We start from the raw sequence: 17,698 nt of genomic DNA, 5'->3' as shown, positions 1-17,698 counted from the left end.
AAGTCGGCAGGGCGTCGCGGATGGCGCTGCGGTGCGTGGCGGCCTGCTCAAGCGGGGGCTGGTTCCAGGGCTCCGATCTCCGCGCGTACCGCTGCGGCGTCCCGGTGATGGCCGAGTTCCTCCCACAGGTCGTGGGCCTGCCGAAGCAGGAGGCGTGCCTCGTCGGTGAGCTGCTGTGCGGCTTTGATCCGGCCGAGGTCGGCCAGGACGGTGGCCTCGGCGTGGCGGTCGCCGGCTTCCCGCGTGATCGGCAGTGCTTCTGCCAGCAACGGCAAGGATTCGGCGGGGCGCTGGTGGTGAAGGTGAGCCTCCGCCATGTTGATCAATGCCACGGCTTCGCCGTCGCGGTCGCCTTCCTCCCTGTAGAGGGTGAGGGCGGCGTGCAAGTGGTCGAGCGCCTCCGCGTAGTCGCCCAGTGCGTCCGCACACGTCCCGAGGTTGTTCAGTGCGTTCGCTTCGATCGACCGCCGCCCGAGGACTCGGGACATGGCAAGAGCCTGGAGCTGATGCGTCTTGGAGTCTTCCCATTTCCCCTGCTCCGCGTACAGGGTTCCGATGTTGCCCAGGGCGGCCAGCTCGCCGATCGCGTCTCCGAGTTCCCGACGGATGCCGAGTGCGGCGGTCAGGTGCTCTCCGGCCTCCTCGAAGCGGCCGGCCAGGATCATCAGTGTGCTGCGTCCGTTGCGCATGGACGCCTCGGCACTCCGGTCTCCGAGCAGCCGGGCGGCGTCGAGGCCGATGGTGTTCATGGTCAGAGACTCCGTGTACCAGCCGCGCTGCCGGAAGCTGGTTCCCGCGAAGACGGCGAGCAGCCATGCGACGTCGTGGGCCGTGTGCTCGGCGGCGAGTCGAGCGGCGTCCACCAGGGCCGGGCGTTCCTGGTCGCACCATGCGAGGGCGGCCGCGGTGTCGTCGAGGACGACCGGGGGGTGGTGCGGGTCCGCCTGGGGAAGGTCGGGCCTGCGGGTGTTCGGGTGGAGAAGACGGTCAGCGGTGGCCAGACCGGCCAGATACCAGGCGGCCATCCGTCGGACCGCCGCCCGTCGGTCGGCCTCGGTCTCCTGCTGCTCCGCCTGCTCGCGGGCGTACAGCCGCAGCAGGTCGTGGAGGCGGTAGCGCCCCGGTACCGGGCTTTCCACCAGGTGGGAGTCGACGAGGAGTTCCAGGGCTGCTTCGGTGCTGTCCTCGTGCTGCCCCAGGAGGGCGGCCGCGGCGGACAGGCTGACCTCCTTGGGGGTGAGGCCCAGGAGACGAAAGGCATGACGGGGGTCGACCGACTCGTTCTCCTCGAGCTTGGGGAGGCTGGTGTAACTCAGCTGGAAGACCGACCGGATGGCGAGATCGGCGACCTTCAGTTCGTCGAGGCGGCGGCCTTCGTCGCGGAGTCGGGCGCTGAGGGCGGCCACCGGCCAGGAGGGCCGTGCGGTCAGGCGGGCTCCGGCGATATGGAGGGCGAGCGGGATACCTCCGCACAGACGGGCCAACTGGGCTGCCGCGTCCGGGTCCTGCGCCAGGCGGCTCGCGCCGATCCGGGCGGCGAGCAGGTCAAGGGCCTCCGCGTCCTCCAGCGGCCCCAGGGCCAGGTGCCGGGCACCCGGGACCCCGGCCAGCCAGCCCCGGCTGGTGACCAGGACAGCGCATGCCTGTTCTCCGGGCAGCAGCGGAAGCACTTGGCGGGCGTCCTTCGCGTTGTCCAGCAACACGAGCGCACGCCGGCCGTGCAAGCAGGTGCGCCAGCGGCCGGAGAGTTCGTCCAGGTCGTCACGGGGATCGACTTCCTGGCCCAGAGCTCTGAGCCAACCGCTGAGGACCTGGTGCGGTTCACGGGGGTCGAGGTCGGTGCCGCCGAGGTCGGCGAAGAACCGCCCGTCGGGGAAGCGGTCGGCCAGGCGGTGTGCCGCCTGAAGGGCGAGGGCCGTCTTTCCCAGTCCACCACCGCCGGTGATCACCACGATCCGGAGGTGTCCACCCGGACTGGTCGCCTCGGTGAGCGTCTCCGTCAGCACTTGCAGTTGACGCTCGCGCCCAGCGAACCCGGCCGTGTTCGGGGGGAGTTGCGCGATGCTGATGGAGGCTGCCGCCTCGGGACCGGGGGTCACGGGCTCTGGACGTACCGTTTCGGAGGCCGCCTGCGGAGCCCGCGTGGCATGCACGTCCCGTGGGCCGACGGCGACCTCGTACAGCCGCAAGAGCTCTTCGCCCCCACCCGTCACCGCCAGGAGGCTCGTCAGCGCCTCGTGGGTGACCATGCGCTTGCCGTTGAGCCACCGCTCCCACGAAGCGTGGCTGTAGTGAGTCAGCCGGCCCATCTCCTTGTACGTCAGCCGATGCTCGTCCTTCAACGCACGGAGTCGGCTGACGAGTTGCCTGTGTGCCGGACCCACATCGTCAGGTAGCGGAGCCCAGTACGGCACGCTTCATCTCCCTACGGCGGCGTCACCACATCCTGGTGACACGGTCTCACTGCGCAGCTCACAGACGCTACGCAGGTGCGATTGTCACACGCCGGCTTCGGGCCCTTGGCGTGCCGACCACGCGGGCGGCAGCCTGGCCACAGCCACAGCCACAGGGGATTCAGCATCGCCGTGAACTCCCCACCGTTTCCCCACCGTTCAAGAAGGGACACTCATGTCCAAGAAGCTCACCGGTCTCGCCGCGGTCGCGGCAGCCGTCCTCGGCAGCGTCGCGTTCGCGGGAACGGCCCATGCCAGCGGCAGTGAATGTGGTGGGAACAGCACGGTCGCCGGTGCCGAGTTCATCTTGTGCACATACGTCAACAACTCCGGGGGCGACGGCCTGTACATCAACTACGCGAACGCGTACATCGACACCTCCAACGACTGGACCTTCCCGAGCGGGGACAACTGCCTGGTACAGCCCGCGCTGACCCTGTGGAAGTCGCCCAGCGGCTTCTCGACGGTCTCCTCGCCGAACCAGTCCTGCAACACCTTCAAGAACGCCGGGGCATCGCACACGTTTTCCTTGCACCAAGAACAGCCGCCGAACGAAGTCGAGGTCTGCGCGACACTGTTCTTCCCCCAGTACAACCAACGCGTCGGATACACCGACGACTGCGTCGGCGTGCACAAGTAGGCAGCACAGCCTGCGGGGCCGGGCAGGACCGACATCCCGCCCGGGCCCTGCCCGCCGCCCCGAGCACCCAGGCCGAGGAGCAGACAGATGTACGACGAGCCGGACCAGCACGCCAGTCACGCGCCCACCGATGACCGCACGGTGCCGCGCCGCAGGATCCCCTGGATCGTCTACGCAGGAGGCGCAACGGCGGTGGCCGCACTGGCAGTCCTCTTCGGACTTCAGCCCTGGGGACAAGCGGACACGGCGACCACGCACCGCACGGCCCCGGCCACTGGGACCGGGCGGGATCCGCTGGCCGTGGCCGTCTCCGACGCCGCCGGCCCCGGCACCGATCTGGCCTTCTCCTACGGCGACGGAACCCACTCCGCACCGCTGACGCTGTCCGGCCCCACTACCCTCTACGTGGCATGCAGCACGGGCCACTTCACAGTCGGGACGCACTCGATCCCCTGTGACGACGAAGTCCACACGACCGACCTGGACAACACCACCCAGCCGAAGCCCCTCATCACCTCGAGCCGCGGACACTGGGCCCTCCTGGCACGAGTCGGCGGACAGCAAAGGACCGACCCGGCCGGTACGTGATTCTCGATGCGGCGCTCGCCCGGGGCGACGAGGGTCATCACGGGCAGGAACGAGCAGGAGAGGCCATCGATCCTGGCCGGAGCTCGGACGGCATCCCGACGCCACCCCGGCGGCGGTAGTTCCCACCGTAAGTTCCAGGTGGGATGGAGCTGGTGCCGTGGGACGAAGTGCCCCACATTTCAGGCAGGGCAGTTACTCACCACCTGGTGCCGAGCATGTCGCTGAACGGAAGGCGGGCCGCGCACGGTCGTTCGTGCGCGGCCCGCTTCGGGTTCTTCGTCAGTCCCCCAGATCGCTCAGGAACTTGTTGGTGTATTCCAGCGGTGTGGTGCTGGGAATCGAGTCGCAGTTGGGGGCGGCATACGTGTCGGAGCAGGGCGTGTCCCGGTCCAGTGACCAGTAGTGCAGCCCGGCCAGGCCGTTGCTGGCCGCGTACGACGTCAGTGTGTCCACGTCCGCGGTGGTGAACGTCTCACTGGTGGCGTCGTTCATGCCGATCATCGGCGTGACGGCGATCTTGCTCGCAGGTACTCCGTAGGTGTGCTCGAGGTTCTTCACCGCCTGAATCGCCGACTGCGCCATCTCGCAGCTGCCGGAGGTCACGACGCACACGCTGCTGGACGCGTTGCCGTAGTCCATGGTCATCAGGTTGAAGACGTAGTTCTTCAGGCTGGAGCCGAGCACCGCCTGGACGACCTCGTTCCCGAGCGAGTTCACGCCACCGTAGCTGCCGTCGGACGCTCCGAGCGTGGCGAGCGTGAACGAGAACTGCAGGTTGGGGTACTGCGCCTGTGCTCCCGCCGCTGCGGCGACCAGATTCTGAATGTCGGACTGCGTCTGACCGCCTTCGATGTCGAAGTCGATGCCCACCAGGTCCGGGCTCGCGTAGCGGGCGATGAAGGATTCCATGCCGGCTGTCGAGTCGCAGGTGAAGGTACCGGACGCGCCGCCCGTCGAGATGACGTATTTCATGTTGGCGGACTGGAGTTGGGGCACGTTCTCGGCGGCCCAGTTGGCACCCGAGACGCCACCCCAGGTCTCGCTGCCGCAGGAGCCGGTGGCGAACGCGAGCGACAGAGCGGGCAGCTTCGGGACGTACTGCGACACGAGGCTGCCGGAGCCCACCACCGGAAGGTCGGACCCGGTCACGGCCGACTGCATCTGGTAGGTGTTCCAGTTCATGTTGATGGTGACGTCTTTGTACGGGCTGAAGAGCAGGCCGCTCACCGAACCCGTTCCGCCCCCGGTCCCTCCGCCGGTCCCCCCACCGGTCCCTCCGCCTCCGCCCGACGATCCGCCGCTACACGCACCACCGGAGGTCCACGGTTGTCCGGAACCGCTTCCGCCGTTGCTGGTCGCCGGGTTGTTGCCCTGGGTCCAGTAGTTCGCGGTGTAGTTGGTGCCGTTCTCGCTGGCCTGCTGGCCGGCGGTGTAGACGGTGGTGGAACTCCAGGCCGCGGCGCAGGAGGTGGCGGCCTGCGCGGCAGGCGCCGAGGCCACCGCGAGGACCGATCCCGCGGTGGCAAGCCCGAACGCCGAGCCGGCTATGAGCGCTGTGCGAAAAATGCGTCTTCCAACCCGCATGAACCCTCCAAGGCGAGAGGCACTGTTGCAAACACGGCACCTCACGGAGCCGGTGGACCGGCAAGGTGACCACTTTTTACGGGCAGTGAACGTATTGGTCAAGACCATTGGACGGATTGGTCGAGACCAATTTGAAGCGCAGGGCAGTCATGAGGGCGGGAGGGGAGGCGGGAGCGCGCCACCGGGGGCGCCCGTGAGCGCGAGGAGCACGTCCACGGGCGGGCCTTGAATCGGTGCTTGGGGCTTCCAGGCCCGAAGTCCGGGGGCTGTCCGACCGGTTGGGCTCAGTAGCATCCGCTGACGCCTGGATACGACGTCGCACTCGCCACGAAGAGCCTTCACCTAAGCGGCTGCCGGACCTGGAGTTCCTCACCCTGGTGAAGGCCGGTCTCGAAGAGTGGGCCCCGGTGCGACCCAGGGCGCCCGGCTCAAGGGCAACTCGTCGTTCAGCCCGCAGGGTTGAGCCGTGGCGGTGGCCCCGCCGGTGTCCGACGCGGGGCGACGCTTGGCGCAGCGCCCGAGCAGGATGACGTACGCGGCGTGCTGCGAGCGCGTCCCTCCGGCACCCGCCGGGACGGCAACGACACCCCGGCGGCAGCACCCAGTTCTCGCCCAGCCACGTCACCGCGTGGTTGACCGGCCCCACGGCGTGCGCCCAGGGCCGTCCGTACGGGGCGCCGCGGCGGCTCGTCGTCCAAGGACCGACTGCCTCGGCGGGCCGTGCAGATCTACACCACGCCCGGCCGGTGCGCGGTCGTACGCCGCAGCGCGGCCGGAGGAGGGGCCACGTGAGCGCGTGCGGCCGGAAGCGATGCCGCAGCCAGACGGCGGCGGGCGCGAAGCCCCGGCCACGTGCCCATCGGAGGGTGCGTCAGACCACAGCGAGCCGGTCCACCAGCAGTCTCACCCTCGGCTCGGTGTCCTGCGGCGGGAGTCGTCCCGCCCGGGTCAGGGTGGCGAGCCCGTGCAGGGACGCCCAGAACGTCTCGGTGTACAGCCCCGGGTGGACGCCGTCCCCGGCGACGTCGCCGAGGCATTCCAGCAGTGCGGCGAAGGCGTCCTTGAGGGGCTCCGGGGTGTCCTCCCGCGCGTACGCCAGGCCGCCGTCGAGCTCGAAGATGGCGTCGTAGACCGCGGGGTTGCGTGCGGCGAAGTCGAGGTAGGCGTGCGCGAGGGCGGCGACCCGCTCGCGCGGACCGTCCACCGCGGCGGTCGCGGCCCGCACCGCCGCGGCCAGCTCGGTGGCGCCCTGGAGGGCGACGGCGCCGATGATCTCGCGCTTGCCGCGGAAATGGCTGTAGAGGACGGGCTGGCTGTACTCGATGCGTTCGGCGAGTCGGCGGGTGGTGACCGCGTCCCAGCCTTGCCGCTCGGCGAGTTCGCGGGCCGTCGCCACGATGAGGCGCTCGCGCTCCGCCCGCTCCCGCTGCTTGCGTTCCTGTACCGACATGGCCCGATCCTAGCATCGCTAGACATTCGAGCGGCAGCAGTACTAGCGTTGCCTCAACGGCTAGCATTGCTAGATCTCGAGAGGGCCATCATGCTCAACGCACTCGAAGTCGTCACCATCGTGGTCGCCGGTGTGATGGTGGGGGTGGAGTTCTCCGTCGCCTTCGTCATGAACCGGATCCTCAACGCGCTCCCGGAGGACAGCGCCCAGCTCGGCCACGCCCACGGGGGCCGGATGCTCGGCGCCGTGATGCCGTTCTGGTACGTCGGTTCGCTCGTCCTCGTCGGCGTCTGGGCTGCCGCCGGGTGGCATCACCACGGCACCGGTCTCGTCGTCACCGCCGGTGCGTTGCTGATCCTCAGCGTGGTCATGTCGCTTCTGCTGCTCGTTCCGATCAACAACCGGAACAAGACGTGGACCCCTGAGACCCGGCCCGCCGACTGGAAGCAGCAGCTGAACCGCTGGGAGCGCCTCCACTACGTCCGCGTCGCCGTCCTCATCGCCGCCTTCACCCTGCTGGTCACCGCCCTCGCCTGAGCCCACGGGATGATCCGCCGCCCGTACGCGGCATCCAGCACCTCATCGGCCGCCGCGCTCACGGAGTCCGGCAACGCCGTCCACGGCCTGACCGCAACGCTGGCGCTGGTCAACGGCCTGCGGGTGATGCGCGAGACCCACGAGGCCGCAGCGGCCTGATCGCCCCTGCACCGCCGCCTGCGTGCGGTCCGAGGTCCGGCGTCAGGTTCCGGGCATCTCGGCGCCCGGGCCCAAGTCACGGGAGACGCTTTGCACGTTGTCGTACTCCTTGCCGCCCGGCAGGGATTACGCCTGCCGGACCAACTGATCGTCGGCGCGGCCGTCACGGAGTCTCGCCACGATCCCGGCGCGGTCGACGGGAAAGGCGGACCTGCCGAGGGAGCGGACCGGCCTGGATCGCGTCCCGACGCCTTCGGGGTGATGCCACGAGGCGGCCTCCGGTGCGCGGAGCGTCGCGGCGGTGCGTCGTCCCGGCATCCTCCCGATCTCGTGGTGTGTCAGCGGCCGGATGCGTCCGCCTCAGTTCTCACCGCGGACGATGTTCGGCTCGCCCTTCTCCGTGGCGGCCGACCAGTCGATCGACGGCACACGGGCCGCTCTGACACGTGCGGCGAGCATCTGCCGCGGGTGCGACTCACGCGGTGTCTCGACGGTCTTCCTAGGTCCAGCCAGGTCTCGCATGTCCTCTCTCTCCTTCACCACCCCGCGTCGGCGGGGAGGTCACATCGGCCGGGCACCTCGGCGGCGTCCGGCGCGTCACGGCAGATGTCCCATCGCCGTGCAGACGGCGTCCCGGATGCGGTCGGCCAGACCTGCCGACGGGTCGACAACCGCCTTCTTCGGGGCAGGGCCCAATCCCGAGCGGGCCGGATCGGGGCGAGCGCCTCGGCGGCCCGGGCGGCCTTGGCCATGGCCTGGAGGGCGACCGGACCCGCCACCTCGTGGAGCAGGGGGAACTCCTCGTCCTCCTCGGCCGTCCGGCGCCTGCGCCCCGCCACCCGCTCCCCTTCGTTGCCGGAGCGCCGAACGTAGCCGAACGTAAGGGGGTGGACGATCTCCTGCTCGGCTGTCTCGTGGACGACCAGCAGGCGGGTGAGGCGTTCGAAGGGCTCGCGGCGGCGGTCTGCGGGTGCGGCGGCCACCTGGCCGATCAGTTCCCGGGTCTCGTCGTGCCGCCTTCGCAGCAGGAGGACGACGTCATCGCTCTCCGGTACGGCGCCGACGGCGTAACCCTGCGTCATTCCCTGTCACCACTTCCCGTGCCACCGGTTCTCCCGGCGACACGACGCGGGTACCCCCGAAGCGCGGGCTGACTCATCCCGGCGGGGATTCATGGGGCGAACCGGCCACTCCCCCGCCGCCTGCTGGAGTCCTACGGACACGAAGTGCAGCAGGTCGCGGTCTTCGACGAGGAGACACCACAAGCCGTGCTGCGGCGACCGCCGCACGCGTACGGCATCCCGGCCGATCCGGACGACTCCCGCATGCGCGCACCCCGCGTCCCCTCGTCCGCGCCCGGCGAGGGACCGTTGGCTCAGGAGGCAGCGGAACGCGGCGGCCTGCCACCTGCCACCTGCCACCCGCCACCCGCCACCCGCCACCAGGAAGCGTGCTCGGCGGCGACGCGGACGTACCGTTCGCCGACCTCGCCGCACTCGTGGTGGAGCGTAGCGGATGGGCGGTGTGCCCACGATGCGTTTGAAGTGGCGGGTCAGGTGGGGCTGGTCGTGGAAGCCGGTCGCCGTGGCGGCCGCGGTCCGCGGCTACGGTGCCAGTGCCGTCAGTACGCGCGCCGTTCCGTCTTCGGCCGCGATGGCTTTCGACAGCGCGACACACCGGTCACGGTATGTCTCATCACGCAGCGTCGCAGACAGGGCACCAGCGAGAGTGGTCGCTGTCAGGCTCCGAGCGTCAAGGGACATCGGGGCCAGACCCAGAGCTGTCATACGTCGGGCCCAGAAAGGCTGGTCAAGGGCCAAGGGCGCGGGCACCGCCGGAACGCCGGCCCGCAGCCCGGCACCCACGGTTCCCGGGCCCGCATGGTGAACCAGAGCGGCCATCCGGGGGAAGAGCCACTCATGCGGACACTCACCGATGGTCAGGATGTCATCGCCGCGGACGTCCAAGCCCTGCCAGCCGGCCTGGACGACTGCACGAAGGCCCAGCTCGCGCACCGCGGTCCTGATCGTGGCACCCAACTGCCGTGCGTCTCCGGGCGCGACGCTTCCGAATCCGAAGAACACCGGCGCGGCACCGGAGTCCAGGAAGTCCGTCAGTCGGGTGTCGGGTCGCCAGCCGGGGTCGCGCACCGGCCACCAGTACCCCGCGCACGTGTGGCCGCCGGGCAGAACGGACCCCAGGGGGAGCAGACCGCGGCTGAACCCATGCAGGACGCGTTCACCGCGCAGGATGCCGACGACGGTCCTGGTGCCCGTCCTCCTCACCCCCAGTTCACGCATCGTCCACGACAGTGCTGGTGCGTAAAGAGGGCTGATCGCCGCTCGTGCCAGCGTTTCGGCGATCCGGTAGGCGTGCGCGGGCATTCGGCTGCCGGCACTGAGCCGGGGCAGGAGCATCGCGGGTGCGGCCGTGTAGACCCCGACGCAGCGTGTCCCGGTGCCTCGGGCGATCACAGCGCACAGGGGGTGGGTCAAGGGATGGGCGAGGATCACGTCCACCCCCTGTGCGACGGCCCCGATGACGCCGCGGGCGATCACCTGGGCCATGTCCTGAGCGTTGCGCTTCCTGCGTCTGAGCCGGGCCGGGCTCTGCCGGCGGTCGAACCGGTCGGGGGCCAGAGCGGACTCCTCGTGTTCGGCCAGGGGAAGGACGTGCACTGGCATCCCATGGCGTCGGAAGACCGGTGCGAGCCGCTCGGACGTGGCGACGGTCACCATCACCCCGGCCACTCGCAGCCGCGTGCCCAGACCGGCGTACGGCAGGGCGTCTCCGGTCGTTCCCCACGTCACCAGCAGTACTCGCATGCCGCAGAGTATGAGCTCGGTGCCGGGCGAGTGTCCCGGACGACGCCACCGCGCGTGTCCGAGAGAGTGAAGCACCGCATCTTTGGGGTGAGTTGGCTGTGAACGCTGACGGGCGGGGCCTGCGATCGGTATAGAGGGACCATGTCTGATCACTCCAACGACAGCGAAACCAGGGAATACGAACTGGAATTCCGTGGCTTCCGGTTCATCGCCCGCGCAGCTGACTCGGGCCGCTCGGCCCCCGGAGGGACCTTGGCCACCGAGCCCTTGATCCTTCTCGGCGGTTCTTCGCAGGACCGGTTCTCCTGGTTGCGGTACGAGCGGTTCCTGCTCCCCCACGCCACCGTGCTGACCTTGGAGCTGCCCGGGTACGGGGAAGCGGATCCCCTGCCGGTCGAGTACGGCATGGACTTCCTCGCCGACACCGTCCACCATGCCACCCAGGCGCTGTCCCTCGCCCGCGTCAATGTCTTCGGCGCCTGCTTCGGGGCGGCGATCGCCCTGCGCCTGGCCCAGCGTCACCCCGGCAGCGTGGCGCGCCTGATGCTCGGAGGCACCGCCGAGACGATCTCACCTGAATACACCATGGCGGCCAAACGATGGCGTGCCATGGCCGCAGAGCGTTCGTTCGACGAACTGGCCCAGGACATGGTCGAGCAGTTCATGGCGCCCGCGGACCATGGGGTCGTGCGCCGCAGGGCCGCTGTGGCGCGGCTGATGCGTCAGAGGTTCGCGGGTCTCACAGAACGCGAACTGGCCATGGACATCGTCCACCACGAACGATTGCTGACACATCCTTGGAGCCTGCCGGACCTGGCGGTCACCGCTCCCGTCCTGGTGTTCACCGGCGAGTTCGACACCATCACCCCGCCTCCGGTGGGCCGCCGCGTCGCCCGGGACCTGGCCGGCCGGTTCACCACCATCAAGGAGTCCGACCACCTGGTCCAGATCGAACGCGACACCGACCTCGCGGACCTGATCCGCCGCTACTTCACCGACCAGCCGCTCGATGGGTTGCCCTACCTCAACCCGGTGGAGCACTTCGTACGCGCGTGAGTGAACCGTCACCAACGGGACGCACTCCTGGCTCCCACCCCCGGACCGGTGAGTCAAGGCGCACATCACGTGACCGTGATCCACCAACCGACGGTCTTCGAGGACGGACGCCGGTTCGGACGTTGCGGGCATCCGGCGTCGCTGTCGTGACGGTTGGCCTGGAACCGGGTCGCGTGCCGCAGTGCCGGGCCGCGCGACCGACAGGTGGCTTGGAGAGATCGCCTACGGTTTTGCCATGACAACCCTGGAGCCCCGCCCCGATCTTCGGCCGCCCGGCCTGAACGCCGACGAGAAGACCACGTTGCTGACCTTCCTGGACTACCTGCGCGAGTCCATCCTGGCGAAGGCGGCCGGAGTCCCTGAACCCGCGGTCCGTACAGGCGGTGTCCCTTCCGGGACCAGTCTGCTCCAGTTGCTCAAACACCTGGCGGCTGTCGAACTCAACTGGTTCGTCTGGGCCTACGCCGGTGCCGACCGCGCGCAATGGGAGGACGAGGGCGCGGTGTCCGCCGACGACACCGCGTCGGGCTTGGCGGCGGCCTACCGTGAGGCGATCGCCCGGGCCAACGAAGTCGCTTTGGCCTGCACCGATCTCGAGCGCCCCGGCGCCCGTTCGCTGCGCGAGACCCCGCCGCCGTCGATGCGCTGGGTACTGGTGCACATGATCGAGGAGACCGCCCGGCACGCGGGTCATGCGGACATTCTGCGCGAGCAGATCGACGGCTCGATCGGGCGTTGACGCGGTGTGCGCCGGCCAGAGCCTCGGTCTCGGATGGGGATCGTGGGCTAGGCCCTTGGCCGGCCCCGGTTTCCCGGTGCAGGCGAAGCCAAGGGGAGCGTCGAAGAGGCTGCCCAGGGTGGTTCTTGGCAGGTCCCCCTACACTCGGCTGTCACGACCGCTCGAGCAGAAGCGGTGCGAAAACGATCGTCGGGAGCATTCAGAGTGAGCACAGACCATAGCGACGCACCGATCTATGCCCGGTTGGTAAGCGAGCGCGGTGACGTGCCCACCCATGTCCGCGATGCCGCCGAAGAGGCGTGGCGCGAAGTCGGCCGAACCATGGATTTCCGGCTCCCCCAGGCTCTTGGTCTTCAGCGGAGCACTTGAAGTCGACTGGTGCGACGCGAAGCCGCGGGCCCCTGAGCGGCATCGGAGAAACCGGCCCATGCTCACCGCAGGACCGGATGACCGTCGCCGGTCTCCCCGTATGTCGCACGCTCGCGGCCTTCCCGGTTGATCCTGGTGGGGTGGTGGTCAGCGCGAAAGGCCGAGCGCGCCACCGCCGGAGTCGACGCTCGCGGCGGCGGGCGAGCCGGGGTGAGCCTACGACGAGTACCACCTGCGGGGAGGCACCCATGGGGGGCCGCTCTCCGGAAGGCTGCGGACAACGCCTTCTGCGCGCCCTGAGCGGAGGGTTCCACGGCCCCGCGCCCGGGCTGGGCACGGTGAGCCGACGCGACCGGCGGGCGGGAGCGGGTCTCCGACGCAGTCAGTCCCCCGGGGCACGCGGCCGGCGGTCACCCACCCTCCGACCAGCCCCGCCGACCGGTGCCGGGATGACGGGCTCGCGCCTCAGAAGCTTTCGGCGCGGGGGGGGCTCAGAGGCTCTCGATGCGGGGGAAGACGAACTCGTCGAGGAGGAGGCCGAGGGCCATGGCGGCGGGGATCGCCACGAGAGCGCCGATGATGCCGAGCAGTGCGCCACCGATCAGCACGGCCACGACGGTGACGATGGGGTGCACGTCGACGGCGTACTTCATCACCCGCGGGACGATGAGATAGTCCTCCGCCACGCGGAAGGCGATGTAGAAGACAGCCGTGCCGACGGCGATGGGCAGGGAGACCGCGAGAGCCACGAGACTCACCACGATGCCGCCGATCGTGGAGCCGACCATGGGCACCAGGTCCAGCAGCGCGACGAAGATCCCCAGGGCGGCGGCGTACGGAACGTCGGTGATCTGGCACCAGATGAACGTGGCCAGGCCCGCGATGGCGGAAGTGGCGAGGTTGCCGAGCATGTAGCGGCCGGTCCGGACGAAGATCTCCTCGGTCAGCGCCTCGGCACGAGCGCGTCGGGAGCCGGGGACGAACCGGTGGGCGAACGTCTTGATCTGCGGCAGCCCCGCCATGAAGTACATGGTGACGACCATGACGATGACGAAGTCGCTCAGCGTGCTGAAGATCGCCTGACCCGCCCCCAGCAGTCCCGAGACGACGCCGGAGCTGCTGGAGGAGCCCAGCTCGCCCTTCACCTTGTCGATCAGGTGGTAGCGGTCCTCCAGCCGGCCCAGCCGGGAGTGGTGGTCACGCAGTTCCTGAAGCCACCGCGGCAAGGACCGTGCGAAGGCCTGGACTTCGGATGTCACGGGGGCGATGACGAGGGCGAGGAATCCGGCGAAGACGGCCGTGAACGCCAACAGCACGACGGCCACCGCCACCCCCCTGCGCACCCGGCGCCGCTCCAGCCACCGGACGAACGGGTCGAGACTGACGGCCACGAAGAACGCCAGCATGAGCAGGACGACCAACTGGCTGATCCGCAGCACCTCGTCGGCGAGCGAGTACGCCAGCACACCGCCCAGCGTGGCCCCGAAGCCCGCGGTGAACCACGAGACCGTCCGGCGCGGCCGGCGCGGCACGATGCCTCGCCGGGGCAGCCCGGACGGCTGCGTCTCCGGTCCCTCCCCGGACGAAGGGAGCGGTCCGGAGGGTGAAGGGGCGTCGATCGCGGCCATCGGTCTGTCCTGCCAGAGAGGTACCGGTCCTGTGGATGCCAGGACCACGGGTAGGCATTCTGCCCCCGCACCACCATGACATGCGGTCAGAGCGGCGGACGCCGCGACACAGCCGCTCCGATCCCGCGCTCGCTCCCTGCCCCGGGCCGACGGCGATCAGGGCAACTCCGCCTCCGCCAGCGCGAACCGACGGCCCCCTGGTGAACGCCGCGGTGGCGCGCCACGGCGGCGTCCGGTCAACGGGTGACGGGCCGGCCGTCCCTCGCGGCGCGTCCGACGGACCGGCCGACCGCTTCCAGTGCCGCGGCCCGCGCCTGAGCGGTCATGCGGACCGGGGCATGGGTCACCACCGGGTCGAGGACCTGGAAGCCCACGAACTCCAGCATTCCGCGGTGGATGTGGAACAGGAAGTCGTTCAGGGGGCCGAGGGTGCCACCCGTTTGGAACGACTCGCTGACCCCGCCGGTCGTGAGCAGGAGCATCGCACGCTTTCCCACGAGGGCCCCGTCCCCGAAGGTCCCGTGGTCCCCGCCGAAGACTCCGCCCATGACGAAGACCCGGTCGATCCAGCCCTTGAGGATGGCCGGCAGCGAGAACCACCACAGCGGGAAGGAGAGTACGAGCAGATCGGCTGCGAGCAACCGGTCGAGGTGGTCCCTGACAGCGGCGTCGAGAGTGCCGTCCTTGACCGCGCGCATCTGCTCGGCTTGCGGCTTGAAGTGGCCTTCCAGCGGCCCGAATTCGTGGCGGTCGAGGATCGGCGACCACTTCTCGGCGTAGAGGTCGAGGATGTCGACCCGGTAACCGGCCTCGCGCAGGGCCTGCGCCGCAGTGACCATCTGAGCGGTGCTGAACGACTGGGGCTCGGGGTGAGCATGGACGATCAGGGCGACGGGCGCAGCATCGGGAGTCGACATGAGAAGATCATATCTACGTATCGCGATGTGTCAATCAGATAATGGCGGCCACCGCATGCGCCAGCTGCGCCAACCGCCGTTCATCACGCCGGTAGTGGGTCCACTTGCCCACCCGCGTGGGCAGCACGAGCCCCGCCCGTTCGAGCGTGCCCATGTAGCTGGAGACCGTCGACTGCGCAAGGCCCGCCTTCGCCTGGATATGCGTGACGCACACGCCGACGGCGTTCCGGTCGGCGATCGGCTCGTACGCGCCGAAGTGCGCGTCCGGATCCTTGAGCCACTGCATGATCTGGAGGCGGGCGGGGTTGCCGAGCGCCTTGAACACCTCGATCAGATCACCCGAATCCAGTTCCGGCGCTCCACCCATACGGTCCTCACTCTTCCTTCCGACACCCCGGAACGCCACGTTATCCCGGCGTCACCTCCGGACCGCGACCGGCCTGTCGACGCGTCGACGACCCCCGAGCCGCGGAACCCCAGGCCCTGCCGTCGACGGACCGCCCCCCTTGCACTCCTCTTGACGCGGCCAATTGGTCTAGTCCAAGTTATGGGGACCAACGGCCCCACCCGCTTGGGAGGCGCACCATGCCCGCTCCTCACTCCTCAACTCGCCCCGCACACAGGTCACTCACGCGTCTGGCGGCAGCCACCGCGGTCCTGGCCGCGCTCACCGCCGTGACGGCACCCGCCACGACGGCGGCCGCGTCGCCGCTACGGGATCCCGCCGCGCGCACGCCGACGACCGACGCGGCGTTCCAACACCCCGCGTACTTCATGCCGTTGGACAACAGCCCGCAGGCGATCTCCGACATCGTCGCCGACTCCGGCGAGAAGGAATTCCTCCTCGCCTTCGTGCTCGACTCCGGCGGATGCACTCCGGCCTGGGACGGCGACAGCACGCACACCGTCGCCGCCGACACGCAGGTGGCCGCCGACGTGAACGCCATCCGCGCCGCGGGCGGCGACGTCAGCGTCTCGTTCGGTGGCTACAACGGCACCGAACTCGGTGCGACCTGCGGCGGTTCGGCGGCACTCGCGGCGGCCTACCAGCAGGTCATCGACAAGTACGAACTCACCAGGATCGACCTCGACTGGGAGGGCGACGACCTGGACGCCGACATGGCGGTCCGCTGGGGCGCCATCAAGACGCTGGAGCAGGACAACCCCGGGCTCACGGTCTCCCTGACCATTCCGATGACCACCGTGGGCCTCCCGGACACGGGCAAGGACGAGATACGGCAGGCGATCGCCGACGGCGCCCGGATCGACACCGTCAACATCATGGACTTCGACTTCGGCCTGACCAGCGGCACCGAGACCGAGGCCGCCGAGACCGTCGCCGACGACGTCAACACCCAGTTGCAGTCCCTGTACGGATGGGATGCCGCCACCGCCTGGGCGCACACCTCGATCCAGCTGATGAACGGTCACACCGACCAGCCGAGCGAGTTGTTCACGCAGGACACGTTCAACGCGCTGCTGGCCTTCGCGCAGAGCAACCACGTCGCCCAGCTCTCCTACTGGGACCTCAACCGCGATCGTGCCTGCGACCCCGGCGTCCCCCACAACTGGGCGGACGGGGCATGCAGCAGCGTCGACCAGAACCCGTACGACTTCACCAAGATCATCACGCAGTACGCGGGCTGAGCAGTACGCGGGCTGACACGACGTCCCGAAGTCCGAAGTCCCGCAGCCCTGACGGATTCCTGAGGGCCTGTCGGGGGCCGCTCCTCAACGGCCCTCAGGATCCTCAACGGCCCTCAGGACGCGCCGGCGGCGTTCCGCGGCGTTGCGCTCCTACCGACGACCGGGCGGCCGCCTAGTCTCGGCCTGTGGAACAGCCCGATCAGCGCGCCGAGGGCGCGGGACCGTTCACCACCCGGCTCACCTGGCAGCCACCTGACGGCGGCACCGCGATCTGGGAGTCCCGGCTCGCCCGGCGCCGCGGGCTCCTCACCGTCCGACCGCCCGGCACGGCCGCCGCCCGTCCCGCGAGCGCCGACGACACCGCCGTCGCCCGTCTTCGCAGGCTCAACGCGATCGCCGCCACCGCCTTCGTCATCGGTGGCGCGCTCTTCGCGGCCGGCGCCGCCGTCACCGAGTTCGGCTCCGGCTACGCCACCACCTGCGCGTCGATCTACTTCGCCGGCGGCCTGTTCTTCAACACCGGCGGCTACGTGTCCCTGCTCCAGGTCGTCAACGCTCCACGCCACGTCCCCGGGGGCGCGGGCGCCCTCACCACCCCGCGCTGGCGGTGGTGGAGCTTCGAGCCGCAACGCCTCGACTGGCTGAGCGTGTTCGTCCTGTTCGCCGGTACGTTGGTCTTCGCCGTCGACCTGCTCGACTCGTTCCTGCGAGGCCTGACCGTCCGACAGGTCAACCGGCTGATCTGGGCGCCGGACGTGGTCGGCTGCGTGCTCTTTCTGCTCTCCGGGCACCTGTCCCTCGTTGAGATCTGCCACGGCAGACCGCGACTGCTGCCGCGCGACCTCGGCTGGTGGATCGTCGCCGTGAACCAGCTCGGCTCTTTCCTGTTCATGATCTCGGCGCTCGCCGCCTACACCCGCCCCGCCACCGGCAGCCCGGTCAACGCCGACATCGCCGACTGGGGCACGTTCACCGGCGCTCTCTGCTTCTCGCTCGGCGGCGTCCTCCAGTACGGCGAACGCCCTTGACCGAACCCGCAAGTCGCCCTCCTCCGGTTCGGAGGAAGGCGAACGTGAGGAGACGCCTCGCGCCACAAGACTCACCAC

Annotated in this window: 17 protein-coding genes and 1 pseudogene; 8 read left to right on the top strand and 10 right to left on the bottom strand. The window is 69.6% G+C overall.

Annotated elements, in window-relative coordinates:
• Window positions 1–47: 47 nt before the first annotated feature.
• The gene (locus K7472_RS02260; RefSeq protein ID WP_308013728.1) at window positions 48–2,384 is read right to left on the bottom strand and encodes an ATP-binding protein; all 2,337 of its coding nucleotides are present in this window, start codon (window positions 2,382–2,384) and stop codon (window positions 48–50) included.
• Window positions 2,385–2,628: 244 nt separating this feature from the next.
• Between K7472_RS02260 and K7472_RS02255 the strand changes: the two genes are divergently transcribed.
• Together K7472_RS02255 and K7472_RS02250 are read left to right on the top strand one after the other, a co-directional pair.
• Window positions 2,629–3,093 carry a hypothetical protein gene (locus tag K7472_RS02255; RefSeq protein WP_222973368.1) on the top strand — a complete coding sequence of 155 codons (465 nt, stop codon included), beginning with the start codon at window positions 2,629–2,631 and terminating at the stop codon, window positions 3,091–3,093.
• An 87-nt stretch (window positions 3,094–3,180) separates the two neighbouring features.
• Window positions 3,181–3,681 carry a hypothetical protein gene (locus tag K7472_RS02250; RefSeq protein WP_222973366.1) on the top strand — a complete coding sequence of 167 codons (501 nt, stop codon included), beginning with the start codon at window positions 3,181–3,183 and terminating at the stop codon, window positions 3,679–3,681.
• A gap of 279 nt (window positions 3,682–3,960) precedes the next feature.
• On the opposite strand, the gene K7472_RS02245 is transcribed toward K7472_RS02250, so the two are convergent.
• Window positions 3,961–5,181, bottom strand: a complete 1,221-nt coding sequence (locus tag K7472_RS02245; protein ID WP_222973363.1) for a carbohydrate-binding protein — start codon at window positions 5,179–5,181, stop codon at window positions 3,961–3,963.
• 955 nt (window positions 5,182–6,136) lie between these two features.
• Window positions 6,137–6,715, bottom strand: coding sequence for a TetR/AcrR family transcriptional regulator (locus K7472_RS02240; RefSeq protein WP_222973361.1), 579 nt, complete (start codon window positions 6,713–6,715; stop codon window positions 6,137–6,139).
• Between the two features lie 90 nt (window positions 6,716–6,805).
• Between K7472_RS02240 and K7472_RS02235 the strand changes: the two genes are divergently transcribed.
• Together K7472_RS02235 and K7472_RS02230 are read left to right on the top strand one after the other, a co-directional pair.
• The gene (locus K7472_RS02235) at window positions 6,806–7,252 is read left to right on the top strand and encodes an anthrone oxygenase family protein (RefSeq protein ID WP_222973358.1); all 447 of its coding nucleotides are present in this window, start codon (window positions 6,806–6,808) and stop codon (window positions 7,250–7,252) included.
• A gap of 9 nt (window positions 7,253–7,261) precedes the next feature.
• Window positions 7,262–7,411 carry a hypothetical protein gene (locus K7472_RS02230; protein ID WP_222973357.1) on the top strand — a complete coding sequence of 50 codons (150 nt, stop codon included), beginning with the start codon at window positions 7,262–7,264 and terminating at the stop codon, window positions 7,409–7,411.
• A 360-nt stretch (window positions 7,412–7,771) separates the two neighbouring features.
• Here K7472_RS02230 and K7472_RS02225 read toward each other — a convergent pair whose 3' ends face one another.
• The 4 genes and pseudogenes from K7472_RS02225 to K7472_RS02215 all read right to left on the bottom strand — a co-directional run bounded on the left by K7472_RS02225 (window position 7,772) and on the right by K7472_RS02215 (window position 10,236).
• Window positions 7,772–7,933 (bottom strand): hypothetical protein, encoded by a 162-nt coding sequence (locus K7472_RS02225; protein ID WP_222973356.1) that lies wholly within the window; start codon window positions 7,931–7,933, stop codon window positions 7,772–7,774.
• Window positions 7,934–7,947: 14 nt separating this feature from the next.
• Window positions 7,948–8,493, bottom strand: a complete 546-nt coding sequence (locus K7472_RS02220) for a hypothetical protein (RefSeq protein ID WP_252394919.1) — start codon at window positions 8,491–8,493, stop codon at window positions 7,948–7,950.
• Window positions 8,494–8,907: 414 nt separating this feature from the next.
• Window positions 8,908–9,015 (bottom strand): annotated as a pseudogene (locus K7472_RS32395) (AraC family transcriptional regulator); the annotation flags it as partial.
• Window positions 9,016–10,236, bottom strand: coding sequence for a glycosyltransferase (locus K7472_RS02215; RefSeq protein ID WP_222973355.1), 1,221 nt, complete (start codon window positions 10,234–10,236; stop codon window positions 9,016–9,018).
• 252 nt (window positions 10,237–10,488) lie between these two features.
• Between K7472_RS02215 and K7472_RS02210 the strand changes: the two genes are divergently transcribed.
• On the top strand, window positions 10,489–11,292 hold the full coding sequence (locus tag K7472_RS02210) for an alpha/beta fold hydrolase (RefSeq protein ID WP_222973354.1): 804 nt from the start codon (window positions 10,489–10,491) through the stop codon (window positions 11,290–11,292).
• A gap of 235 nt (window positions 11,293–11,527) precedes the next feature.
• Window positions 11,528–12,031, top strand: a complete 504-nt coding sequence (locus K7472_RS02205) for a DinB family protein (RefSeq protein ID WP_222973353.1) — start codon at window positions 11,528–11,530, stop codon at window positions 12,029–12,031.
• Window positions 12,032–12,891: 860 nt separating this feature from the next.
• On the opposite strand, the gene K7472_RS02200 is transcribed toward K7472_RS02205, so the two are convergent.
• The 3 genes from K7472_RS02200 to K7472_RS02190 all read right to left on the bottom strand — a co-directional run bounded on the left by K7472_RS02200 (window position 12,892) and on the right by K7472_RS02190 (window position 15,312).
• Entirely contained in the window at window positions 12,892–14,028 is a 1,137-nt protein-coding gene (locus K7472_RS02200; RefSeq protein ID WP_222973352.1) for an AI-2E family transporter, read from the bottom strand.
• Window positions 14,029–14,264: 236 nt separating this feature from the next.
• Window positions 14,265–14,945: an NAD(P)H-dependent oxidoreductase gene (locus K7472_RS02195; RefSeq protein ID WP_222973351.1), complete on the bottom strand. Its 681-nt coding sequence runs from the start codon at window positions 14,943–14,945 to the stop codon at window positions 14,265–14,267.
• Between the two features lie 34 nt (window positions 14,946–14,979).
• Window positions 14,980–15,312 carry an ArsR/SmtB family transcription factor gene (locus tag K7472_RS02190; protein WP_222973350.1) on the bottom strand — a complete coding sequence of 111 codons (333 nt, stop codon included), beginning with the start codon at window positions 15,310–15,312 and terminating at the stop codon, window positions 14,980–14,982.
• Between the two features lie 308 nt (window positions 15,313–15,620).
• On the opposite strand from K7472_RS02190, the gene K7472_RS02185 reads away from it, so the two are divergent.
• Together K7472_RS02185 and K7472_RS02180 are read left to right on the top strand one after the other, a co-directional pair.
• A complete protein-coding gene (locus K7472_RS02185) occupies window positions 15,621–16,592 on the top strand; it encodes a chitinase (protein WP_308013727.1) in 972 nt (323 codons plus the stop codon).
• Between the two features lie 185 nt (window positions 16,593–16,777).
• The gene (locus tag K7472_RS02180; RefSeq protein ID WP_222973349.1) at window positions 16,778–17,620 is read left to right on the top strand and encodes a hypothetical protein; all 843 of its coding nucleotides are present in this window, start codon (window positions 16,778–16,780) and stop codon (window positions 17,618–17,620) included.
• Window positions 17,621–17,698: the final 78 nt, after the last annotated feature.

This window comes from Streptantibioticus parmotrematis, assembly GCF_019890615.1.
Classification (GTDB): Bacteria; Actinomycetota; Actinomycetes; order Streptomycetales; family Streptomycetaceae; genus Streptantibioticus_D; species Streptantibioticus_D parmotrematis.
The sequence above is the reverse complement of the archived record's forward strand: the minus strand, read 5'-3'. Positions and strand labels throughout refer to the sequence as shown.

Excerpts from the sequence above, each read along its gene's own strand:
- K7472_RS02255 (WP_222973368.1), top strand. The coding sequence starts at position 2,629 with ATGTCCAAGAAGCTCACCGGTCTCGCCGCGGTCGCGGCAGCCGTCCTC.
- K7472_RS02250 (WP_222973366.1), top strand. The coding sequence starts at position 3,181 with ATGTACGACGAGCCGGACCAGCACGCCAGTCACGCGCCCACCGATGAC.
- K7472_RS02240 (WP_222973361.1), bottom strand. The coding sequence starts at position 6,715 with ATGTCGGTACAGGAACGCAAGCAGCGGGAGCGGGCGGAGCGCGAGCGC.
- K7472_RS02235 (WP_222973358.1), top strand. The coding sequence starts at position 6,806 with ATGCTCAACGCACTCGAAGTCGTCACCATCGTGGTCGCCGGTGTGATG.
- K7472_RS02230 (WP_222973357.1), top strand. The coding sequence starts at position 7,262 with ATGATCCGCCGCCCGTACGCGGCATCCAGCACCTCATCGGCCGCCGCG.
- K7472_RS02225 (WP_222973356.1), bottom strand. The coding sequence starts at position 7,933 with ATGCGAGACCTGGCTGGACCTAGGAAGACCGTCGAGACACCGCGTGAG.
- K7472_RS02220 (WP_252394919.1), bottom strand. The coding sequence starts at position 8,493 with ATGACGCAGGGTTACGCCGTCGGCGCCGTACCGGAGAGCGATGACGTC.
- K7472_RS02215 (WP_222973355.1), bottom strand. The coding sequence starts at position 10,236 with ATGCGAGTACTGCTGGTGACGTGGGGAACGACCGGAGACGCCCTGCCG.
- K7472_RS02205 (WP_222973353.1), top strand. The coding sequence starts at position 11,528 with ATGACAACCCTGGAGCCCCGCCCCGATCTTCGGCCGCCCGGCCTGAAC.
- K7472_RS02200 (WP_222973352.1), bottom strand. The coding sequence starts at position 14,028 with ATGGCCGCGATCGACGCCCCTTCACCCTCCGGACCGCTCCCTTCGTCC.
- K7472_RS02195 (WP_222973351.1), bottom strand. The coding sequence starts at position 14,945 with ATGTCGACTCCCGATGCTGCGCCCGTCGCCCTGATCGTCCATGCTCAC.
- K7472_RS02190 (WP_222973350.1), bottom strand. The coding sequence starts at position 15,312 with ATGGGTGGAGCGCCGGAACTGGATTCGGGTGATCTGATCGAGGTGTTC.